The sequence below is a fragment of the Pseudomonas reinekei genome, assembly GCF_001945365.1.
Taxonomy (GTDB): Bacteria; Pseudomonadota; Gammaproteobacteria; order Pseudomonadales; family Pseudomonadaceae; genus Aquipseudomonas; species Aquipseudomonas reinekei.
The window spans coordinates 48,480-66,674 of record NZ_MSTQ01000020.1; the positions used below are offsets into that span (position 1 = coordinate 48,480).

15 protein-coding genes are annotated in these 18,195 nt (G+C 59.6%); 7 read left to right on the forward strand and 8 right to left on the reverse strand.

Annotation, left to right across the window (positions count from 1 at the left end):
- The 5 genes from BVK86_RS24420 to BVK86_RS24440 all read left to right on the forward strand — a co-directional run bounded on the left by BVK86_RS24420 (nucleotide 1) and on the right by BVK86_RS24440 (nucleotide 5,402).
- Nucleotides 1-933 carry an ABC transporter substrate-binding protein gene (locus tag BVK86_RS24420; RefSeq protein WP_075948824.1) on the forward strand — a complete coding sequence of 311 codons (933 nt, stop codon included), beginning with the start codon at nucleotides 1-3 and terminating at the stop codon, nucleotides 931-933.
- Complete coding sequence (locus BVK86_RS24425; RefSeq protein WP_075948825.1) at nucleotides 930-2,831, forward strand: ATP-binding protein; 1,902 nt, start codon at nucleotides 930-932, stop codon at nucleotides 2,829-2,831. The genes BVK86_RS24420 and BVK86_RS24425 overlap by 4 nt, the downstream gene beginning before the upstream one ends.
- A gap of 247 nt (nucleotides 2,832-3,078) precedes the next feature.
- Nucleotides 3,079-3,594 carry a 3-hydroxyacyl-[acyl-carrier-protein] dehydratase FabA gene (gene fabA, locus BVK86_RS24430; RefSeq protein WP_003227150.1) on the forward strand — a complete coding sequence of 172 codons (516 nt, stop codon included), beginning with the start codon at nucleotides 3,079-3,081 and terminating at the stop codon, nucleotides 3,592-3,594.
- 11 nt (nucleotides 3,595-3,605) lie between these two features.
- Nucleotides 3,606-4,826: a beta-ketoacyl-ACP synthase I gene (fabB, locus tag BVK86_RS24435; RefSeq protein WP_008016529.1), complete on the forward strand. Its 1,221-nt coding sequence runs from the start codon at nucleotides 3,606-3,608 to the stop codon at nucleotides 4,824-4,826.
- Nucleotides 4,827-5,213: 387 nt separating this feature from the next.
- On the forward strand, nucleotides 5,214-5,402 hold the full coding sequence (locus BVK86_RS24440) for a hypothetical protein (protein WP_075948826.1): 189 nt from the start codon (nucleotides 5,214-5,216) through the stop codon (nucleotides 5,400-5,402).
- A gap of 70 nt (nucleotides 5,403-5,472) precedes the next feature.
- On the opposite strand, the gene BVK86_RS24445 is transcribed toward BVK86_RS24440, so the two are convergent.
- From BVK86_RS24445 to cysM, 5 genes are all read right to left on the reverse strand, one after another.
- Nucleotides 5,473-6,015: a DUF2058 domain-containing protein gene (locus tag BVK86_RS24445; RefSeq protein ID WP_075948827.1), complete on the reverse strand. Its 543-nt coding sequence runs from the start codon at nucleotides 6,013-6,015 to the stop codon at nucleotides 5,473-5,475.
- A 28-nt stretch (nucleotides 6,016-6,043) separates the two neighbouring features.
- Complete coding sequence (gene mazG, locus BVK86_RS24450) at nucleotides 6,044-6,880, reverse strand: nucleoside triphosphate pyrophosphohydrolase (RefSeq protein ID WP_075948828.1); 837 nt, start codon at nucleotides 6,878-6,880, stop codon at nucleotides 6,044-6,046.
- Nucleotides 6,881-6,998: 118 nt separating this feature from the next.
- Nucleotides 6,999-9,242, reverse strand: a complete 2,244-nt coding sequence (gene relA / locus BVK86_RS24455) for a GTP diphosphokinase (protein ID WP_075948829.1) — start codon at nucleotides 9,240-9,242, stop codon at nucleotides 6,999-7,001.
- Nucleotides 9,243-9,363: 121 nt separating this feature from the next.
- Complete coding sequence (gene rlmD / locus BVK86_RS24460; protein ID WP_075948830.1) at nucleotides 9,364-10,716, reverse strand: 23S rRNA (uracil(1939)-C(5))-methyltransferase RlmD; 1,353 nt, start codon at nucleotides 10,714-10,716, stop codon at nucleotides 9,364-9,366.
- The gene (cysM, locus tag BVK86_RS24465) at nucleotides 10,716-11,618 is read right to left on the reverse strand and encodes a cysteine synthase CysM (RefSeq protein WP_075948831.1); all 903 of its coding nucleotides are present in this window, start codon (nucleotides 11,616-11,618) and stop codon (nucleotides 10,716-10,718) included. Before cysM ends, rlmD begins: the two co-directional genes overlap by 1 nt.
- Nucleotides 11,619-12,034: 416 nt before the next feature.
- Between cysM and BVK86_RS29605 the strand changes: the two genes are divergently transcribed.
- Nucleotides 12,035-12,415: a hypothetical protein gene (locus BVK86_RS29605; protein WP_139315802.1), complete on the forward strand. Its 381-nt coding sequence runs from the start codon at nucleotides 12,035-12,037 to the stop codon at nucleotides 12,413-12,415.
- 50 nt (nucleotides 12,416-12,465) lie between these two features.
- Here the strand turns inward: BVK86_RS29605 and BVK86_RS24470 are convergent, their stop codons facing one another.
- From BVK86_RS24470 to BVK86_RS24480, 3 genes are all read right to left on the reverse strand, one after another.
- Entirely contained in the window at nucleotides 12,466-12,966 is a 501-nt protein-coding gene (locus BVK86_RS24470; RefSeq protein ID WP_075948832.1) for a hypothetical protein, read from the reverse strand.
- Nucleotides 12,967-13,097: 131 nt separating this feature from the next.
- Nucleotides 13,098-14,456, reverse strand: coding sequence for a sensor histidine kinase (locus BVK86_RS24475; protein ID WP_075948833.1), 1,359 nt, complete (start codon nucleotides 14,454-14,456; stop codon nucleotides 13,098-13,100).
- Nucleotides 14,446-15,165, reverse strand: a complete 720-nt coding sequence (locus BVK86_RS24480; RefSeq protein WP_075948834.1) for a response regulator transcription factor — start codon at nucleotides 15,163-15,165, stop codon at nucleotides 14,446-14,448. Before BVK86_RS24480 ends, BVK86_RS24475 begins: the two co-directional genes overlap by 11 nt.
- A 215-nt stretch (nucleotides 15,166-15,380) precedes the next feature.
- On the opposite strand from BVK86_RS24480, the gene BVK86_RS24485 reads away from it, so the two are divergent.
- Complete coding sequence (locus tag BVK86_RS24485; RefSeq protein ID WP_075948835.1) at nucleotides 15,381-18,134, forward strand: response regulator; 2,754 nt, start codon at nucleotides 15,381-15,383, stop codon at nucleotides 18,132-18,134.
- Nucleotides 18,135-18,195 lie beyond the last annotated feature (61 nt).

Genomic DNA, 18,195 nt, shown 5'->3' on the forward strand with positions numbered 1-18,195 from the left:
ATGGCCCAGTGTCCGCCACGCCTGACGCCAGGCATGAGCCATCTGCTGGCCATGCTGTGCCTGGTGATCAGTGGTTGGTTAGGCAGCCTTTCGGCCAATGCCGCGGACATTCTGTTGACTGGCGCCGAAGACAGCGCCGGCGCGCAATCCTTCGTCGAGGCACTGCGCGAGTTGCGGCCCGCGGACAGCGTGCGTTTTCAGCCGCTGGCCGATCTGCCGGCGCCGGGCAAACTGCCGGCGGATATCCGTTTGATCCTGCTCGACCTGCCAAGCCTCGATTGGCGCCTGCAAGACAGCCATGGCCCGGCGACTCTGGTGCTGCGCATCAGCCGCCTGCAAGCCCGGCAACACTTGGGAGACGCACAGCCCCCGCGCCTGAGTCTGCTCTGGAGTGATCCGCCCCTGGATCGCCAATTGCGCCTGACCCGACTCCTCCTGCCCCAAGTGAAACGGATTGGCGTGCTGTATGACAATCACAGCGAGTTCCTCTTGAAGGAGCTGCGTCAGGCTGCACGCCCGCTGGGACTTGAGGTGGTCAGCGAACGCTGGGACAACACTCAGGACAGTCGCCCCTTGCAAGCCTTGCTCGACAAAAGCGACGTGTTGCTCGGCCTCGATGATCCCGACCTGTACAACTCGAAAACCGCGAAAAACCTGTTACTGAGCAGCTATTCACGACAACTGGCGCTGATCGGCCCCAACGCCGGGTTCGTCAAGGCCGGAAGCCTGGCCAGCAGTTACAGCGATCAAGGCGATTGGCTGGCGATTCTCGATGGATTGCTCGACCAGCCAACCGCCACCTGGCCGCGCACGTATTATCCGCCGCGCTTCAAAGTTTCAAGCAATCCGCAGGTCGCTCGTTCATTAGGTATTGAACAGATAAACGAAGCATCTGTCGCAACACTGTTGGCTGAAGGAGAACGCCGCCCATGACCTTCCGTCGCCGTTGGGACATCAATACCCGCACCCAGATCATCAGCCTCGGCCCGGCGCTGCTGCTGACGTTGCTGTTGATCAGTTTCTTCACTTTCGTGCGGATCCAGGACCTGCGCCAGGAGCTCAACCACACCGGCCAACTCATCGCCAACCAACTGGCGCCCGCCACGGAATACGGGGTGATTTCCGGCAACAACGAAGTGCTGGAAAGCCTGCTCAAAGCCACGCTTGCCACGCCCAACGTGCGTTTTCTAGAGATCCAGGACAGCGCCAACCGGATTCTGGTGTACGTCGAGCAGCCATCGGCAAGCCATAGCCACCCGCATCAGGTCGAAGTGTTCCAGGCACCCGTGCGGCTGCAGCAGGTTCCGCTGCACAACGATTTTTTCCAGAACAGCAAAGTCGCCACCACCGCGCCCGCCGAGGATTATCTTGGCCGGGTGATCGTCGGACTGTCCAACGACGCGTTCAGCCAGCGCCAGCAGGAAATTCTGCTCAAGGCGGCCATTCTGGCGCTGTTCGCCCTGCTATTTACCTTCCTGCTGGCCCGGCGCCTGGCCGGGAGCCTGTCGCAGCCGATCCGAGATATCGGTAACGCGGTCAAGGCGATCCAGGACGGCGACTACAAGACGCCGTTGCCGATCGTCGACGACACTGAACTGGGCGCACTGTCGCAACACATCAACAACCTCGCCAGCGGCCTCGAACAGGCCAGCCGCGAACAGCATCAAGCAATGGCGCAACTGATCCAGACCCGCGAAGAGGCGGAAAAAGCCAACAACGCCAAGTCGGACTTCCTGGCCATGATGAGCCACGAGTTGCGCACGCCCATGAATGGCGTACTCGGCATGCTGCAACTGCTGGAAACCACCGAGATGACCGAGGAGCAGGTCGAGTACGCGGCGCTGGCCTCGGAGTCCACCGAACACTTGCTCAAGGTCATCAATGACATTCTCGATTTCTCGCGGATCGAACGCTCGGAGCTGGAGCTGGAGCACATCCCGTTCAACCTTGCCGACCTGATCAGCGCCTGCGCCCAATCCTTCCAGCATAGCGCTGCGCAACGCGGGCTCGAATTGCAGTTGCAGATCCCCGACGACATGCGCGGGTTGCAAGTTCAGGGCGATCCGACGCGGATTCGCCAGATTCTGGTGAACCTTGTCGGCAATGCGTTGAAGTTCACAGAACAAGGCCGCGTGACGATCGAACCGCAGTGGCAATCGCTGGACCACGAGCTGCTGTGGTTTACCTGCAGCGTGCGCGACAGCGGCATCGGCATTCCGGCCGACAGCCTTGAGTTGATGTTCAATGCGTTCCAGCAGGCCGACAGCTCTATTTCAAGACGCTACGGCGGCACCGGCCTGGGCCTGCCGATTGCCCGCACGCTCGCCGAACGCATGGGCGGGACGTTGCGGGCCCAGAGCGAAGAAGGTCGTGGCTCGGTATTCACGCTGGAAATCCCGCTGGCGCTCTATCAACAGGCATTGCCGGTACTGGCCTCACGCACGCCCACGGGCAATGGCGATGGTGAGGGCCGCAATGTGCTGCTGGTCGAAGACAACCCGGTCAATCAAACTGTCATCGAGGCCATGCTGCGCAGCCTGGGCTTTACTGTCAGCGTCGCTGCCGATGGCGCGCAGGCCGTGCGCAGTGCCGAAACTCTGATTTTCGAAGCGATCCTGATGGACTGTCGCCTGCCGATCATCGATGGTTATGAAGCGACCCGACAGATCCGCCAATTGCCCGGTTGCACCACCGTGCCGATCATCGCCCTGACCGCCAATGCCTTGCAGGGCGACAGGGAGGCCTGCTTGTCGGCAGGTATGAACGATTACCTGGCCAAGCCGTTCAAACGCAATGATCTACAGCAAATTCTGCAGCGCTGGGTGCAGTAGTACAGGCCTTTCGACCATCTGTGACTGGCGTGAAAGGCGAAAGTGCGGCAGTCTTAGGCACCCGAACAGGCCCGAAAAGGGGCTTGAATAAAAATTTCAGTGCACAAGTGTACATTCATGTCCTTGGTGCTGTGACTTTCACCACAACGCAATAGTCTATGAGTAGGCTGCCGGTTCGAGGCATGAACGCTTCAATCGGCCGGGAAGATTTGCCCCACCTGCCGCATGGGACTATTGAGGAGCTCGCATGACCAAACAAAACGCCTTTACCCGGGAAGATCTGCTGCGCTGCAGTCGCGGTGAGCTGTTCGGCCCAGGTAACGCGCAACTGCCCGCCCCGAACATGCTGATGGTTGATCGCATCACACTGATCAGCGAAGAGGGTGGCAAGTACGGCAAAGGTGAATTGGTCGCCGAGCTGGATATCAATCCGGACCTGTGGTTCTTTGCTTGCCACTTCGAAGGTGATCCGGTGATGCCGGGCTGCCTGGGCCTCGACGCCATGTGGCAACTGGTCGGCTTCTTCCTGGGCTGGCAGGGCCTGCCGGGCCGCGGTCGTGCATTGGGTTCGGGCGAAGTGAAATTCTTCGGTCAGGTCCTGCCGACCGCCAAGAAAGTCACCTATAACATTCATATCAAACGCGTCCTCAAGGGCAAGCTGAACCTGGCCATCGCCGACGGTTCGGTGACTGTCGACGGTCGCGAAATCTACACCGCCGAAGGCCTTCGGGTCGGCGTGTTCACCTCCACTGACAACTTCTAAGGGTTATTCGCATGCGCCGCGTCGTTATCACTGGTCTGGGCATCGTTTCGTGCCTGGGCAATGACAAAGAGACCGTCTCCGCTAACCTGCGTGCAAGCCGCCCTGGCATCCGGTTCAACCCGGAATATGCTGAAATGGGTCTGCGTAGCCAGGTTTCCGGCTCCATTGACCTCAACCTTGAAGAACTGATCGATCGCAAGATCTATCGTTTCGTCGGCCACGCGGCAGCTTATGCCTACCTGGCCATGAAAGACGCCATTGCTGACTCCGGCCTGACCGAAGAGCAAGTATCCAACCCGCGTACCGGCCTGATCGCCGGTTCCGGTGGCGCATCGACCCTGAACCAGATGGAAGCGCTGGACATCCTGCGCGAGAAAGGTGTCAAGCGCGTCGGCCCATACCGCGTAACGCGGACCATGAGCAGCACCGTTTCCGCCTGCCTGGCCACTCCGTTCAAGATCAAGGGCCTGAACTACTCCATCGCTTCTGCCTGCGCCACCAGTGCTCACTGCATCGGTACCGCCATGGAACAGATCCAGATGGGCAAGCAGGACATCGTTTTCGCCGGCGGCGGTGAAGAAGAGCACTGGAGCCAGTCGTTCCTGTTCGACGCGATGGGTGCCCTGTCCAGCAAACGCAACGACACCCCGGAAAAAGCTTCCCGTGCCTACGACGCCGACCGTGACGGTTTCGTCATCGCTGGCGGTGGCGGCATGGTCGTGGTTGAAGAGCTGGAACACGCTCTGGCCCGTGGCGCGAAGATCTACGCGGAAATCGTTGGCTACGGCGCGACGTCCGACGGCTACGACATGGTTGCCCCGAGTGGCGAAGGCGCGATCCGCTGCATGCAGCAGGCGCTGTCCACCGTCGACACCCCGATCGACTACCTGAACACCCACGGCACCTCGACTCCGGTCGGCGACGTCGCGGAAATGAAAGGTGTGCGTGAAGTGTTCGGCGACAAGGCTCCAGCCATCAGCTCCACCAAGAGCCTGTCGGGTCACTCCCTGGGCGCCGCCGGCGTTCACGAAGCGATCTACTGCATGCTGATGATGGAAGGCAACTTCATTGCCGGCTCCGCCAACATCGACGAGCTGGACCCTGAAGTGGCCGACCTGCCGGTGCTGACCAAGACCCGCGAAAACGCCACCATCAACACCGTGATGAGCAACAGCTTCGGTTTCGGTGGCACCAACGCCACGCTGGTGCTGAAGCGCTGGGAAGGCAAGTAATTCCCCGCTGCTGAGCTTCACAAAAAAACGCCCCGACTGGTTCGGGGCGTTTTTTTATCCCTCAAAAACTCTCCCTTGTGGGATCGACCCGCTCGCGAGGGCGGCGTGAGCGTCGATAATTTTGTTGAACTTGATGCACTCTTCGCGAGCAGGCTCGCTCCCACAGGGTCAGCGTTTTGCCCACCGGTCTTGAGCATGAACATGAAGCTTTTGTCATGAAACTTGAGGCCCTGCGACTGAATGTCGCGTATTTCAAGGCCTGCAGGATTTTTTCCGGTTTTGCAAAAATCCCTTTCCAAATTCAGTCGTTTACTTAGCAAGCTACCAAATCATATAACTGAGTCCTGCACACGCCTTGCTGCAGATAACAGAGATTGGAGCTAGCAGATGACTGTAAAAGTAACTGAACGCGACGATTCACATATGTCCCATGAAGGCGTAGCCGCCGGCATTCGGATCTGGGACGTGTACCAACAAGACCTGCTGGTCGGGATGTTCCACTCAGAGACTGACGCTCACAATTACAAGGCCGAACTGGAAACCCAGGAGCAACAACGAACGCTACGCTCCGCTTGAGCAATGACAGCATTGAAAACGACAAACCCCGCCATGAGCGGGGTTTGTCTTTAATGCAGACTTGAACGGCTTACCACATCAGATCGTCAGGGATCTGATAGGCCGCGTACGGATCGTCCTCAGTGCTGACCTCCTCGGTCTTGACGTTCAGTTGCACGATCCGCTGCGGATCGCGCTCCTGGATCTTCAATGCCGCTTCACGCGGAATGACTTCATAGCCGCCAGCGTGATGGACGATGGCCAGCGAGCCATTGCTGAGCTTGTTACGCATCAGCGTGTTGACCGAGAGGCGCTTGACCTTCTTGTCGTCGACGAAGTTGTAGTAGTCCTCGGTCGTCAGCTTCGGCAGGCGCGAGGCTTCGATCAATTGCTTGATCTGCGCAACACGGGCCTTGGCCTCGGCTTTTTCCTTCTGCTGACGATTGAGCTCCTGATCGCGCTTGACCTTCTCGGCCACGGCTTCCTGAGCGGCACGTTGCTGGGAATCATCCAGTTCAGCCTGACCTTTGTGGGCCAGACGCTGTTGCTTCTGTTTGTCTTTGCTGACCTGCTTGGCCTGCTTCTGGTTGACCAACCCTGCTTTGAGCAACTGGTCGCGAAGGGAAATGCTCATGGTGCTTATTACTCACTTAGGCAACTGCTCAACCGCAGCTGGGCACATTCTTTTCCTGACGTTTGGCTTCACCCCACAGGGCGTCCAACTCTTCGAGGGTGCAATCTTCTATGGGACGCAGGGTATCGCGCAATGCCTGTTCGATAAAACGGAAGCGTCTTTCGAACTTGTTGTTGGCGCCACGCAGCGCGGTTTCGGGATCGACCTTGAGATGTCGCGCCAGATTGACCACGGAAAACAGCAGGTCGCCAATCTCGTCGGCCACCGCTTCAGGATCGTTCTCGGACATGGCTTCGAGAACTTCGTCGAGTTCTTCGCGCACCTTATCGAGTACCGGCAGCGCGTCCGGCCAGTCGAAACCGACCTGCCCTGCACGCTTCTGCAATTTTGCCGAGCGTGACAACGCCGGCAACGCAGTGGGCACGTCATCGAGCAACGACAGCTGCTCGGGCGCCGAGGATTTCTGCGCACGCTCCTCGGCCTTGATCTCTTCCCAGCGCTGCTTGACCTGCTCTTCATTCAAGCGCGGGATGTCCAGCGGTGCATAGATATCGCCCGTAGGGAACACGTGGGGGTGTCGACGGATCAATTTGCGGGTGATGCTGTCGACCACGCCATCAAACTCGAAACGCCCTTCTTCCCGGGCGAGCTGGCTGTAATAAACCACCTGGAACAGCAAGTCGCCCAACTCACCCTGCAGATGATCGAAGTCGCCCCGCTCGATGGCGTCGGCGACTTCGTAGGCTTCTTCAAGTGTGTGCGGGACGATGGTGGCGTAGGTTTGCTTGATGTCCCACGGGCAACCGTACTGCGGGTCGCGCAGGCGGTTCATGAGGTGCAGCAAGTCTTCAAGGCTGTATGTCATTTTTCTGTCTCACCACAAAAACCTGGCGTGCCAGCGATGGCATCACCTCGAGGCTCCAGAGAGACCGAGTTGTCTGCATCGCTGGCAGGCCAGCTCCCACAATGAATCGAAGTCATCTTCAAGGCGTACGGTTACGCCGGGTTTCGATGATGTTCGGCAATTGGGAAATCCGTCCCAGCAACCGCCCCAACGCGTCCAGCCCCGGAATCTCGATGGTCAGGGACATCAGCGCGGTGTTGTCCTCCTTGTTCGACCGGGTGTTGACCGCGAGCACGTTGATCCGCTCGTTGAGCAGCACCTGCGAGACGTCACGCAGCAGGCCGGAACGGTCGTAGGCACGAATGACGATGTCCACCGGATAGGTGAGTACCGGCACCGGCCCCCAGCTGACCTGGATGATCCGCTCCGGCTCGCGCCCGCCCAGTTGCAGCACCGAGGCGCAGTCCTGGCGGTGAATGCTGACGCCACGACCCTGGGTGATGTAGCCGACGATGGCGTCCCCCGGCAGCGGCTGGCAGCAGCCCGCCATCTGGGTCATCAGGTTGCCCACGCCCTGGATCTGGATGTCACCGCGCTTGCCCGGCTTGTAACCGGTGGCCTTGCGTGGAATCAGTTCCAGTTGCTCGTTGCCGCGCTCCGGCTCGACCAGTTGCTGCGCCAGGTTGACCAGCTGTGCAAGGCGCAAATCGCCAGCGCCGAGGGCGGCAAACAAGTCTTCGGCGGTTTTCATGTTGGCTTTGTCGGCCAGCTTTTCGAAATCCACCGCCGGCAGGCCGAGGCGATTGAGTTCGCGCTCAAGCAGCGTTTTACCGGCCGCGACGTTCTGGTCGCGGGCCTGCAATTTGAACCAGTGAACGATCTTCGCCCGCGCCCGCGAGGTGGTGACGTAACCCAGGTTCGGGTTCAGCCAGTCACGACTCGGGGTGCCGTGCTTGCTGGTGATGATCTCGACCTGTTCACCGGTTTGCAGGCTGTAGTTGAGCGGAACGATGCGCCCGTTGATCTTGGCGCCACGGCAGTTGTGGCCGATTTCGGTGTGCACGCGGTAAGCGAAGTCCAGCGGCGTCGCGCCCTTCGGCAGGTCGATGGCGTGACCGTCCGGGGTGAAGATGTAGACCCGGTCAGGCTCGATATCGACACGCAGCTGTTCCGCCAGACCGCCGATGTCGCCCAGTTCCTCGTGCCACTCGAGCACCTGACGCAGCCAGGAGATTTTCTCTTCGTAGTGATTGGAACCAGATTTGACGTCGGTGCCTTTGTACTTCCAGTGAGCGCAAACCCCCAGCTCGGCCTCTTCGTGCATGGCGTGGGTGCGAATCTGCACTTCCAGCACCTTGCCCTCAGGCCCGATCACCGCCGTGTGCAGCGAGCGGTAGCCGTTTTCCTTCGGGTTGGCGATGTAGTCGTCAAACTCTTTCGGGATGTGCCGCCACAGGGTGTGGACGATGCCGAGCGCGGTGTAGCAGTCACGCATCTCCGGCACCAGCACGCGCACGGCGCGCACGTCGTAGATCTGGCTGAACTCCAGCCCCTTGCGCTGCATTTTGCGCCAGATCGAATAGATGTGTTTGGCCCGGCCACTGATGTCGGCATCGACGCCGGTGGCCTGCAATTCGTTTTTCAGCTGGCTCATCACATCGCTGATGAAACGCTCGCGATCCAGTCGCCGCTCATGCAGCAACTTGGCGATCTGCTTGTACTGGTCAGGTTCGAGGTAACGGAAGGACAGGTCCTCCAATTCCCATTTGATATGACCGATACCAAGACGATGGGCGAGCGGCGCGTAGATGTCGAAGACTTCACGGGCCACGCGGTTGCGCTTTTCGTCGTCGGCGGTTTTCACCGCACGAATCGCGCAGGTGCGTTCGGCCAGTTTGATCAGCGCGACACGCACGTCGTCGACCATCGCCACGAGCATTTTGCGCAGGTTCTCGACCTGGCCTTGAGTGCCCATCACCATGGATTTACGCGGACTCAGGCTGTCGCTGATCGCCGCCATGCGTTGCACGCCGTCGATGAGTTTGGCCACCACTGGACCGAAGCGCTGGCTGACCGCCGGCAACGGGATCTGGCCTTCGCGCACGCCTCGGTACAGGACCGCGGCGACCAGCGAATCCTGATCGAGTTTGAGGTCGGCGAGAATCTCGGCGATCTCAAGGCCGGTGCGGAAACTCGAGTTCCCTTCCGACCACAGATTCTTGGCCGCATTGGCCTGCTGCTCAGACTCGCGAGCGAACTCGCAAGCCTCCTTCAAGGCTTCGCGATCCAGTGCCAGATCGACACTGACCGCATGATCGAGCCAAGCCTCGAGATTGATACTGCCGTCCGTGTTGATCGGCTGGTGTGCTCTCACCTGTACCATCTTGCTTACCTTCCCTACGACGCAGATTCAATGCGTCAAATCGCTGACCTTCGTTGCCCGTGCGCCCACGTAGGGCTGGTGCGCGGCTGCACGGGCGGGCCAGTCGGACCAGACGAGCATCCTAGCTCGCTTCAAATAACGCCATGGCCTCGACATGTGCCGTCTGAGGAAACATATCGAGAATCCCGGCACGTTTTAACCGGTAGCCCTGCTTGATCAATTCGACCGTGTCGCGCGCCAGAGTTGCAGGGTTGCACGACACATACACCAACCGTTCGGCACCCAATGTCCTGAGTTTGCGCACGACCTCGAAAGCACCGTCACGCGGTGGGTCCAAGAGTACCGCACAAAAGCCTTCCCGCGCCCATTCGGCGTCGGTCAAAGGCTGGGATAAATCGGCCTGAAAAAACTTCGCGTTATGCAGATTATTGCTAGCCGCGTTCGCCGCCGCCCGGTCAACCATTGTCTGCACGCCTTCCACCGCCACCACTTCGCGAGTGGCTTTGGCCAGCGGCAAGGCAAAGTTGCCCAGACCACAGAACAGATCGAGAACGCGTTCAGCCGCCGTCGGTTTCAACCAGTCCAGCGCCTGGGCAACCATCGCTTCGTTGACCCCGGCGTTGACTTGAATGAAATCCCCTGGACGATAGGCCAGTTCCAGATCCCACTGTTGAAGACGATAGCCCAACGACTGATCGGCCTCGACCGGTTGCGGCTCGCCGTCGCCGTGCAGCCACAACTGGGCTTGATGGAACGCGCAGAAATCCTTGAGGATCACCAGATCGGCTTCCGACAACGGCGCCATGTGCCGCAGCAACACCGCCAGCGAGGAACCGCTGAACAACTCCACATGCCCCAGTGCCTGAGGTTTGCTCAGGCGTGGCAACATCTCCGGCAAGCCGGTCATGATCGGTTGCAAGGGCTGTACCAGCACCGGACATTCATTGATACCAACAATGTCCTGGCTGCCAGCGGCGCGGAAACCGACTTCGAGCTTCCTGGCCTTCATGTCCCAGCGCACGGCGACGCGGGCGCGACGCCGGTAGCCGAACTCCGGACCGCTCAATGGCGCGGCCCACTCTTCGGGCTCGACACCCGCGACCCTGGACAACTGCTCGGCGAGCATGCGCTGTTTCAGGGCGAGCTGTTCGTTATGAGGCAGATGCTGCACGCTGCAACCGCCGCAACGACCGGCATGGGCGCACGGCGCCGGCCGGCGCAATTCACTGGCCTTGAATACCCGTTCGGTGCGCGCTTCGACCACCTTGCCGTGAGCGCCAAGTACACGCGCTTCGATCTCCTCACCGGCCAGTGCGCCGATGACGAACCAGGTCCGACCTTCGAAAAACGCGATACCGCGACCGTCATTGGCCAGGCGCTCGATCGTCAGGCGCTGCTTTTTCCCGGTCGGGACTTGCGGGGCCTTGCTGCCGCCGGTGGGCTGGAAGCGCAGGCCTCTCTCTTGCTTGGCCATCAGTTGGGCGCGTCGAAAATGCCGGTCGACAGGTAACGGTCGCCACGGTCGCAAATGATCGCGACGATCACCGCGTTTTCAACTTCTTTGGACAGACGCAGCATCGCTGCCACGGCGCCGCCCGAGGACACGCCGCAGAAGATGCCTTCTTCACGGGCCAGTCGACGAGTCACGTCTTCAGCTTCGCTTTGTGCCATGTCGACGATCCGGTCCACGCGATCAGCCTGGTAGATCTTCGGCAGGTATTCCTGAGGCCAGCGACGGATGCCCGGAATCGCCGAGCCTTCCATCGGTTGCAGTCCGACGATCTGCACGTTGTCGCTCTGCTCTTTCAAGTAGCGCGAAACGCCCATGATGGTGCCGGTGGTGCCCATGGAGCTGACGAAATGGGTAATGGTGCCCTGGGTCTGACGCCAGATTTCCGGGCCGGTGGTGGTGTAGTGCGCCTCGGGGTTATCGCCGTTGGCGAACTGATCCAGCACCTTGCCGCGGCCTTGCGCTTCCATTCGCTGAGCGAGGTCGCGGGCGCCCTCCATGCCTTCTTCCTGGCTGACCAGAATCAATTCGGCGCCATAAGCAGTCATGGCAGCCTTGCGTTCGGCGCTGGAGTTGTCCGGCATGATCAGGATCATCTTGTAACCCTTGATCGCGGCGGCCATGGCCAGCGCAATGCCGGTGTTACCCGAAGTCGCTTCGATCAGCGTATCGCCAGCGTGGATCTGCCCACGCAACTCGGCGCGGGTGATCATCGACAGCGCCGGACGGTCCTTGACCGAACCCGCCGGGTTATTCCCTTCGAGCTTGAGCAAAAGGGTGTTGCTGGTGGCGCCGGGCAGGCGCTGCAAACGAACCAGCGGAGTGTTGCCGACGCAATCGGCGATGGTTGGGTACTGCAAGGTCATGGCGTATTCGCAATCCAGACTGCGGGGGCGCCTATCATACCGGCAAACGTTCGCCGGCCATATCACGCAAAGTGCGGTGCTTATGGCTTATGGGAATAAGCCGTAGATTTCCTGTTCGTCCGCGTGCGTAAGACGTCTCTCACCTACCTCCATCCTGCCCCTGACAACTCGGGTAAAAAATCGCCTACAAACAACGCGCTTTTCTGTAGGAAAAAAGAATGTGCTCATCGGAAACTTCCTGCACCTTGCAACGGCATGCATGAACTAGTGGACACCAGAAGTAGCAGATAATCTTTTTCAATGTTCAGTCGGACATGACGTCTCGCTGAGCATGGGTACCGGGCAGCACGAAATTTCGTTTGCGATGCTCACCCCCTAATTTTTTGCAATGCTGGATTTAACTCAAGGAAGAAAAAATGAAAACTTTACTCGCCCTGGCTTTCGCTGCCCTGATGTTCACGACCGGCCACGCTTCTGCTGCATGCGTTTACATTCAAAACACTTATAGTGGAATAGTGCCTGCCAATTCATTTGTAGTTGTACAGGGACCATTCACCATCACGGGTGCAAATGGTTGTCGACAGGCAAATATCACTTCTACCATTACAGGTTTGGGACTTGGTTCTCCACCAAGTCTTGTAATCGAAAAACTGGATGGTTCAGTCTGGAAGCACATTGACGGTGGCAACCGCAGCACTGCTTCCACACTTGGAGCGCTAGGGACTTATCGGGTTCGTCATGTAAACGATCATAACGTAGCAAGAGGTTATTCAGGCACAACGCGTTATGGACGCTAAGCTGTAAGATCAACGGCGCCCATAGGCTCTAGCCTCGGGCGCCGGTGATCTCAAGCTTGAATGCTGATGGACAGGTCGCTTTGAACTGAGCTAGCAAAATAGGAGAGCGCGCCCAATACATGATTTGCGCGAATCAGGCCTTTGGTGAATTCATGAAACCCCGCGGCTTCAGTTGCGCCATGTTCCAGTCTTTCCTCAAGCATCTGATTGAGCATGGCTATCGCATTAAATTTGACATCTGCTCCGGCTTGATGACCATTGTCATCCGTCGCCATACTGCCTGAAGTAAAAATGATCGACACATAATTGTCTATCAAACCATTCTCACGAAGCAAAGAGCCAACCTTGGCAAGTTCATAGGTACTCACCGACGTGAAATCATACCCCTTCAAGGAGTTTTTCAACTCATCAAGAGAAAGCTTGCCATTAAGCGCCAACACATCACTAGCATCTTCGGCCGTCGTCTTTGTGTAGCTATTTGTCATCTCAAGTGGATTCTTGACGAAATAGGCCTCTGCCCTCATCGACAAGACTGGATAATTAATATTCATCAACCATCTCCCTGAATTTTATTCTCAAATTGGATATCGCCACCCAACTTCAAACCTTGAGAACTTTACCCAGCGATTGACCTGCGAAGATGTTGCGAATCATCTCAAAACAACAATCTGAACCTCGTCGATTAAACCGGCGACGCATGAACCAACAACTGGATATTCATCCGCAACCCGCTCCCGGTGTTCTGTGCCCACAATTTTCCGCCCTGTCGCTGCACCGCATTCCTGGCGATGCTCAGGCCCAGACCAAACCCGCCGTTGCCCGGTCGCGAGCCATCCAGGCGAGTGAACGGCAGGAAGATTCGCTCCAGATCAGTTTCTTCGACACCGCCGCCCTGGTCCTCCAGCCACAGGTGCCAGAATTCGCCCTCCCGTCGGCCACCCAGGGCGACGACACCACCGGCCGGCGAATGCCGGATGGCGTTGCGCAGCATGTTCTCCAGTGCCTGGGCCAAGGTGTTGAGATTGCCGCGCACCCAACAGCAAGCATCGACCTCGCAGCGTAATTGAGCGGCCGGCCAGCCACTCTCATAACAGGCGTTTTCCGTCAGCATTTCCCACAACGCCTGGATCTGGATCGCTTCGTCAGGCAGTCGGGTGCGTTCAGTGTCGAGCCAGGCCAGTTGCAGCGTATCGTCCACCAAGCGCTGCATGCCGTCGACTTCACGACCAATGCGCTCGCGCAACGCGTCCAGGCTCTGCTCGCTTTCACTGGCCACTCGAAGCCGACTGAGCGGCGTGCGCAGTTCGTGGGACAGGTCGCGCAGCAATTGCTGTTGCAATGCCACCGTGCTTTGCAGGCGCTCGGACATGTGATCGAACGCTCTGCCCAACTCACCCAACTCATCCGAGCGATTGGTCGTCCGACTCGACAGGCGCACATTCAATTGGTCGGCGCGCCAGGCATTGGCCTGCGCTCGCAGGTGATTGAGCGGCACCACCAGCAAACGGTAGAGCCCCACGCACAGCAGCAGCGTGAACAGCCCCGGAATCACGCCGTTGGTAATCACCCGCCAGAAAACCCGGTATTGTCCCGGCAAAAAGCGTTGCGGCAACTCGATCACCAGACTGCCGGTGGACGGATCACCGGGGAACGGTATACGCATCCACGGTCGTCCTTTTTTGTGCACGGGCCAATCGAGGCCGCGCAGAGAGGTCAGGCGTCCGATTTCCTTGTCCGTCAGTGACTGGTTGCTCAAGGACTGCAAATCACCGCCAATGACACCCACCCAGCCTTTTTCCCGCTGATGCATGGTCTGCAGCCAGTCATCGATGCCGGCGCTCTGGCGCTGGTGCCAGGCCTGCTCGGCTTCGGCGGCGTAACGCGTCAGGGTGCCTCGGGCCTCATCGGAGAGGAACTGGTTGCGCTGCTCCATGTAACGCCCCCAGGACCAGCTCAACCAGATCATCAGCAGACAGAACGCCACCAGCAAGCAGGCGAGCTTCCAGAACAGCGAATGCCGGCCCGGCACATTACATGTCATCACTGGCGCTCAGGATGTAGCCCTTGCCCCAGACCGTGCGCACTTCGCGCTCGGTATAGCCGATGGCCTTGAGCTTGCGACGAATCTGACTGATGTGCATGTCCAGGCTGCGATCATGGGCGGCGTAACCGCGTTGCAGCACATGTTGATAGAGGAAGGCTTTGCTCAACACTTCATCGTCGTTGCGGTTCAGGGTTTCCAGCAGCCGGTATTCGCTGCGGGTCAGGCCAGCGGCTTGCTCGCCGTAGAAAACCTCGTAACGTTCATCGTCGAAATGCAGGCTGCCTGCCGACGGGGAGATCGCTGCCGGCGTCGGTCTACGGTCGAGCGCGACGCGGCGCAGAATCGCTTCGATGCGCACCCGCAATTCGACCATGCTGAAGGGCTTGGGCAGATAATCATCGGCACCCAGCCGAAAACCGCTGATGCGATCAGCCTCGGCCCCCAGCGCCGACATCAGCAACACCGGGGTCGAGTGGCTCTGGCGCAATTGCGTCAGCACCGACAAGCCGTCCAGCCCGGGCAACAAAATGTCCATCAGCACCACATCGAAGGCTTGCGCGCGGGCGGCGGCGAGGCCTTCCTGGCCGTTCTGGCACCAGGTGACCTGAAAGCCGCTAAGGCCCAGATGCTCATGAACATAGGCACCGAGTACGAGATCGTCTTCGATGGAAAGGATGCGTGGATGACCAGAGGCGATGGGAGTCATGAGTATCTGTAAATAATTCTCAGTTGATAATTATTGAAGATTGCACCGCCCGAGGCAACCCGACGCTTGTGCAGCCAGCGAAAACACTTGAATTGGCCGACGAATGACGACATCAATTTTACGAAGATTGCCCGCCTGCAAATCGCTACACTGCTCAGGTGGTGCGTGCCGCGCGCCAGTGCAGGTCTATCGATAGCTGGATGCAGGAGAGATGCGTGCTCAAGAAACTGGGAATCAAAGGCCGCGTGCTGCTGCTGACGTTATTGCCCACCAGCCTGATGGCGTTGGTCCTGGGTGGTTATTTCACCTGGATGCAGCAATCCGACCTGCAAACCCAACTCATGCAGCGCGGCGAAATGATCGCCGAGCAACTGGCGCCGCTGGTCGCGCCGGCGATGGGCCATAAGAACAGCGAGTTGCTCGAACGCATCGCCACCCAATCCCTCGAGCAACCGGACGTGCGCGCCGTGACCTTCCTCGCGCCTGACCGCACGCTACTGGCCCACGCCGGTCCGACCATGCTTAACCAGGCGCCGCTGGGCGATGGCTCGCAAATGTTGCGACGCAGTGGCAGCGATGCAACGCGTTATCTGCTGCCGGTGTTCGGCAAACACCGCAACCTGGCCGGTGATGTGATTCCCGAAGAGACCGATCGGCTGTTGGGTTGGGTCGAGCTGGAACTGTCGCACAACGGCATGCTGCTGCGCGGTTACCGCAGCCTGTTCGCCAGCCTGATGATGATTGCCGCCGGCCTGTGTGGTGCGGCGTTGCTGGCCTTGCGCATGGGCCGCACCATCAACCGGCCGCTGACCCAGATCAAGCAGGCCGTAGCCCAACTCAAGGACGGTCACCTCGAAACCCGTCTGCCGCCCCTTGGCAGTCAGGAGCTGGACGAACTGGCGTCCGGCATCAACCGCATGGCCGGCACCCTGCAGAATGCCCAGGAAGAATTGCAGCACAGCATCGACCAGGCCACTGAAGATGTACGCCAGAACCTCGAGACCATCGAGATCCAGAACATCGAACTCGACCTGGCGCGCAAGGAAGCACTGGAAGCGAGCCGGATCAAATCCGAGTTCCTGGCGAACATGAGTCACGAAATCCGCACGCCACTCAACGGTATCCTTGGCTTTACCCATCTGTTGCAGAAAAGCGAGCTGACTCCACGCCAGCTCGACTATCTGGGCACCATCGAAAAGTCCGCCGACAGCCTGCTGGGGATCATCAACGAAATCCTCGACTTCTCGAAAATCGAGGCCGGCAAACTGGTGCTCGACCATATTCCGTTCAACCTGCGCGATCTCCTGCAGGATACCCTGACCATCCTCGCCCCCGCCGCACACGCCAAACAACTGGAACTGGTGAGCCTGGTGTATCGCGACACGCCGTTGTCGCTGGTGGGCGACCCGCTGCGGCTCAAGCAGATCCTCACCAACCTGGTCAGCAACGCCATCAAGTTCACCCGCGAAGGCACCATCGTCGCGCGCGCCATGCTCGAAGAAGAACACGATGACAGCGTGCAACTGCGCATCAGTATTCAGGACACCGGCATCGGCCTGTCGAACCAGGATGTGCGCGCGCTGTTCCAGGCCTTCAGTCAAGCGGACAACTCGCTGTCCCGGCAACCGGGCGGCACGGGGCTGGGGCTGGTGATTTCCAAGCGCCTGATCGAACAGATGGGCGGCGAAATCGGGGTCGACAGTACACCGGGCGAAGGTTCGGAATTCTGGATCAGCCTGAGCCTGCCGAAAACCCGCGACGACGCCGAAGACTTGCCCGGCCCGCCGCTGTCCGGTCGTCGCGTGGCGGTGCTGGAAAACCACGACCTGGCGCGTCAGGCGTTGCAGCATCAACTGGAAGATTGCGGCCTCGCCGTCACCCCGTTCAACACCCTGGAAAGCTTGACCAATGGTGTGACCGGCGCCCACCAGACCGACCAGGCCATCGACCTCGCGGTGTTGGGCGTGACCAGCAACGACATGCCGCCCGAGCGCCTCAACCAGTACATCTGGGACCTCGAGCATCTGGGCTGCAAAGTGCTGGTGCTGTGCCCGACCACGGAACAGACGCTGTTCCACCTCTCGGTGCCCAACCCGCACAGCCAGCTCCAGGCCAAGCCGGCCTGTACCCGCAAGTTGCGACGCGCCCTGTCTGATCTGGTCAACCCGCGTCAGATTCGCAGTGAACCCGGCGAACCGGTTTCCAGTCGAGCGCCCAAAGTGCTGTGCGTCGATGACAATCCGGCCAACCTGCTGCTGGTGCAGACCCTGCTCGAAGACATGGGCGCCAAGGTGCTCGCCGTGGACAGCGGTTACGCCGCGGTCAAAGCCGTGCAGAACGAGACCTTCGACCTGGTGCTGATGGACGTGCAGATGCCGGGGATGGACGGACGACAAAGCACCGAAGCGATCCGCCAGTGGGAGAGCGAGCGGCATTGCACGCCGTTGCCGATCGTGGCGCTCACTGCCCACGCCATGGCCAATGAAAAACGCGCCTTGTTGCAAAGCGGCATGGACGACTACCTGACCAAACCGATCAGCGAACGGCAACTGGCGCAAGTGGTGCTGAAGTGGAGTGGCCTGGCGCTGCGCAATCACAGTCCGGAGCGCGCCAGCGATAACCACGCCGGCGCCTATGAGCTGCAGGTACTCGATCACGAAGAAGGCCTGCGTCTGGCCGCGGGCAAGGCCGATCTGGCGGCGGACATGCTGGCGATGTTGCTGGCTTCGCTGGAGGCCGACCGCGAAGCGATCCGCATGGCCCAGGAAAGCCGTGATCACAACGCGCTGATCGAACGTGTCCATCGCCTGCACGGCGCGACCCGTTACTGCGGCGTACCGCAACTGCGCGCCGCCTGCCAACGCAGCGAAACCCTGCTCAAGCAACAGGACCCGAAAGCCTTCGGCGCACTGGAAGAACTCGACCGGGCCATCAATCGCCTGGCTGCCCAGGCACGCATCAACGCCTGACGTGGCGCAAAGACGCCGCTCGCGCGAAGGGCTAATGTAGGAGCTGCCGCAGGCTGCGCCT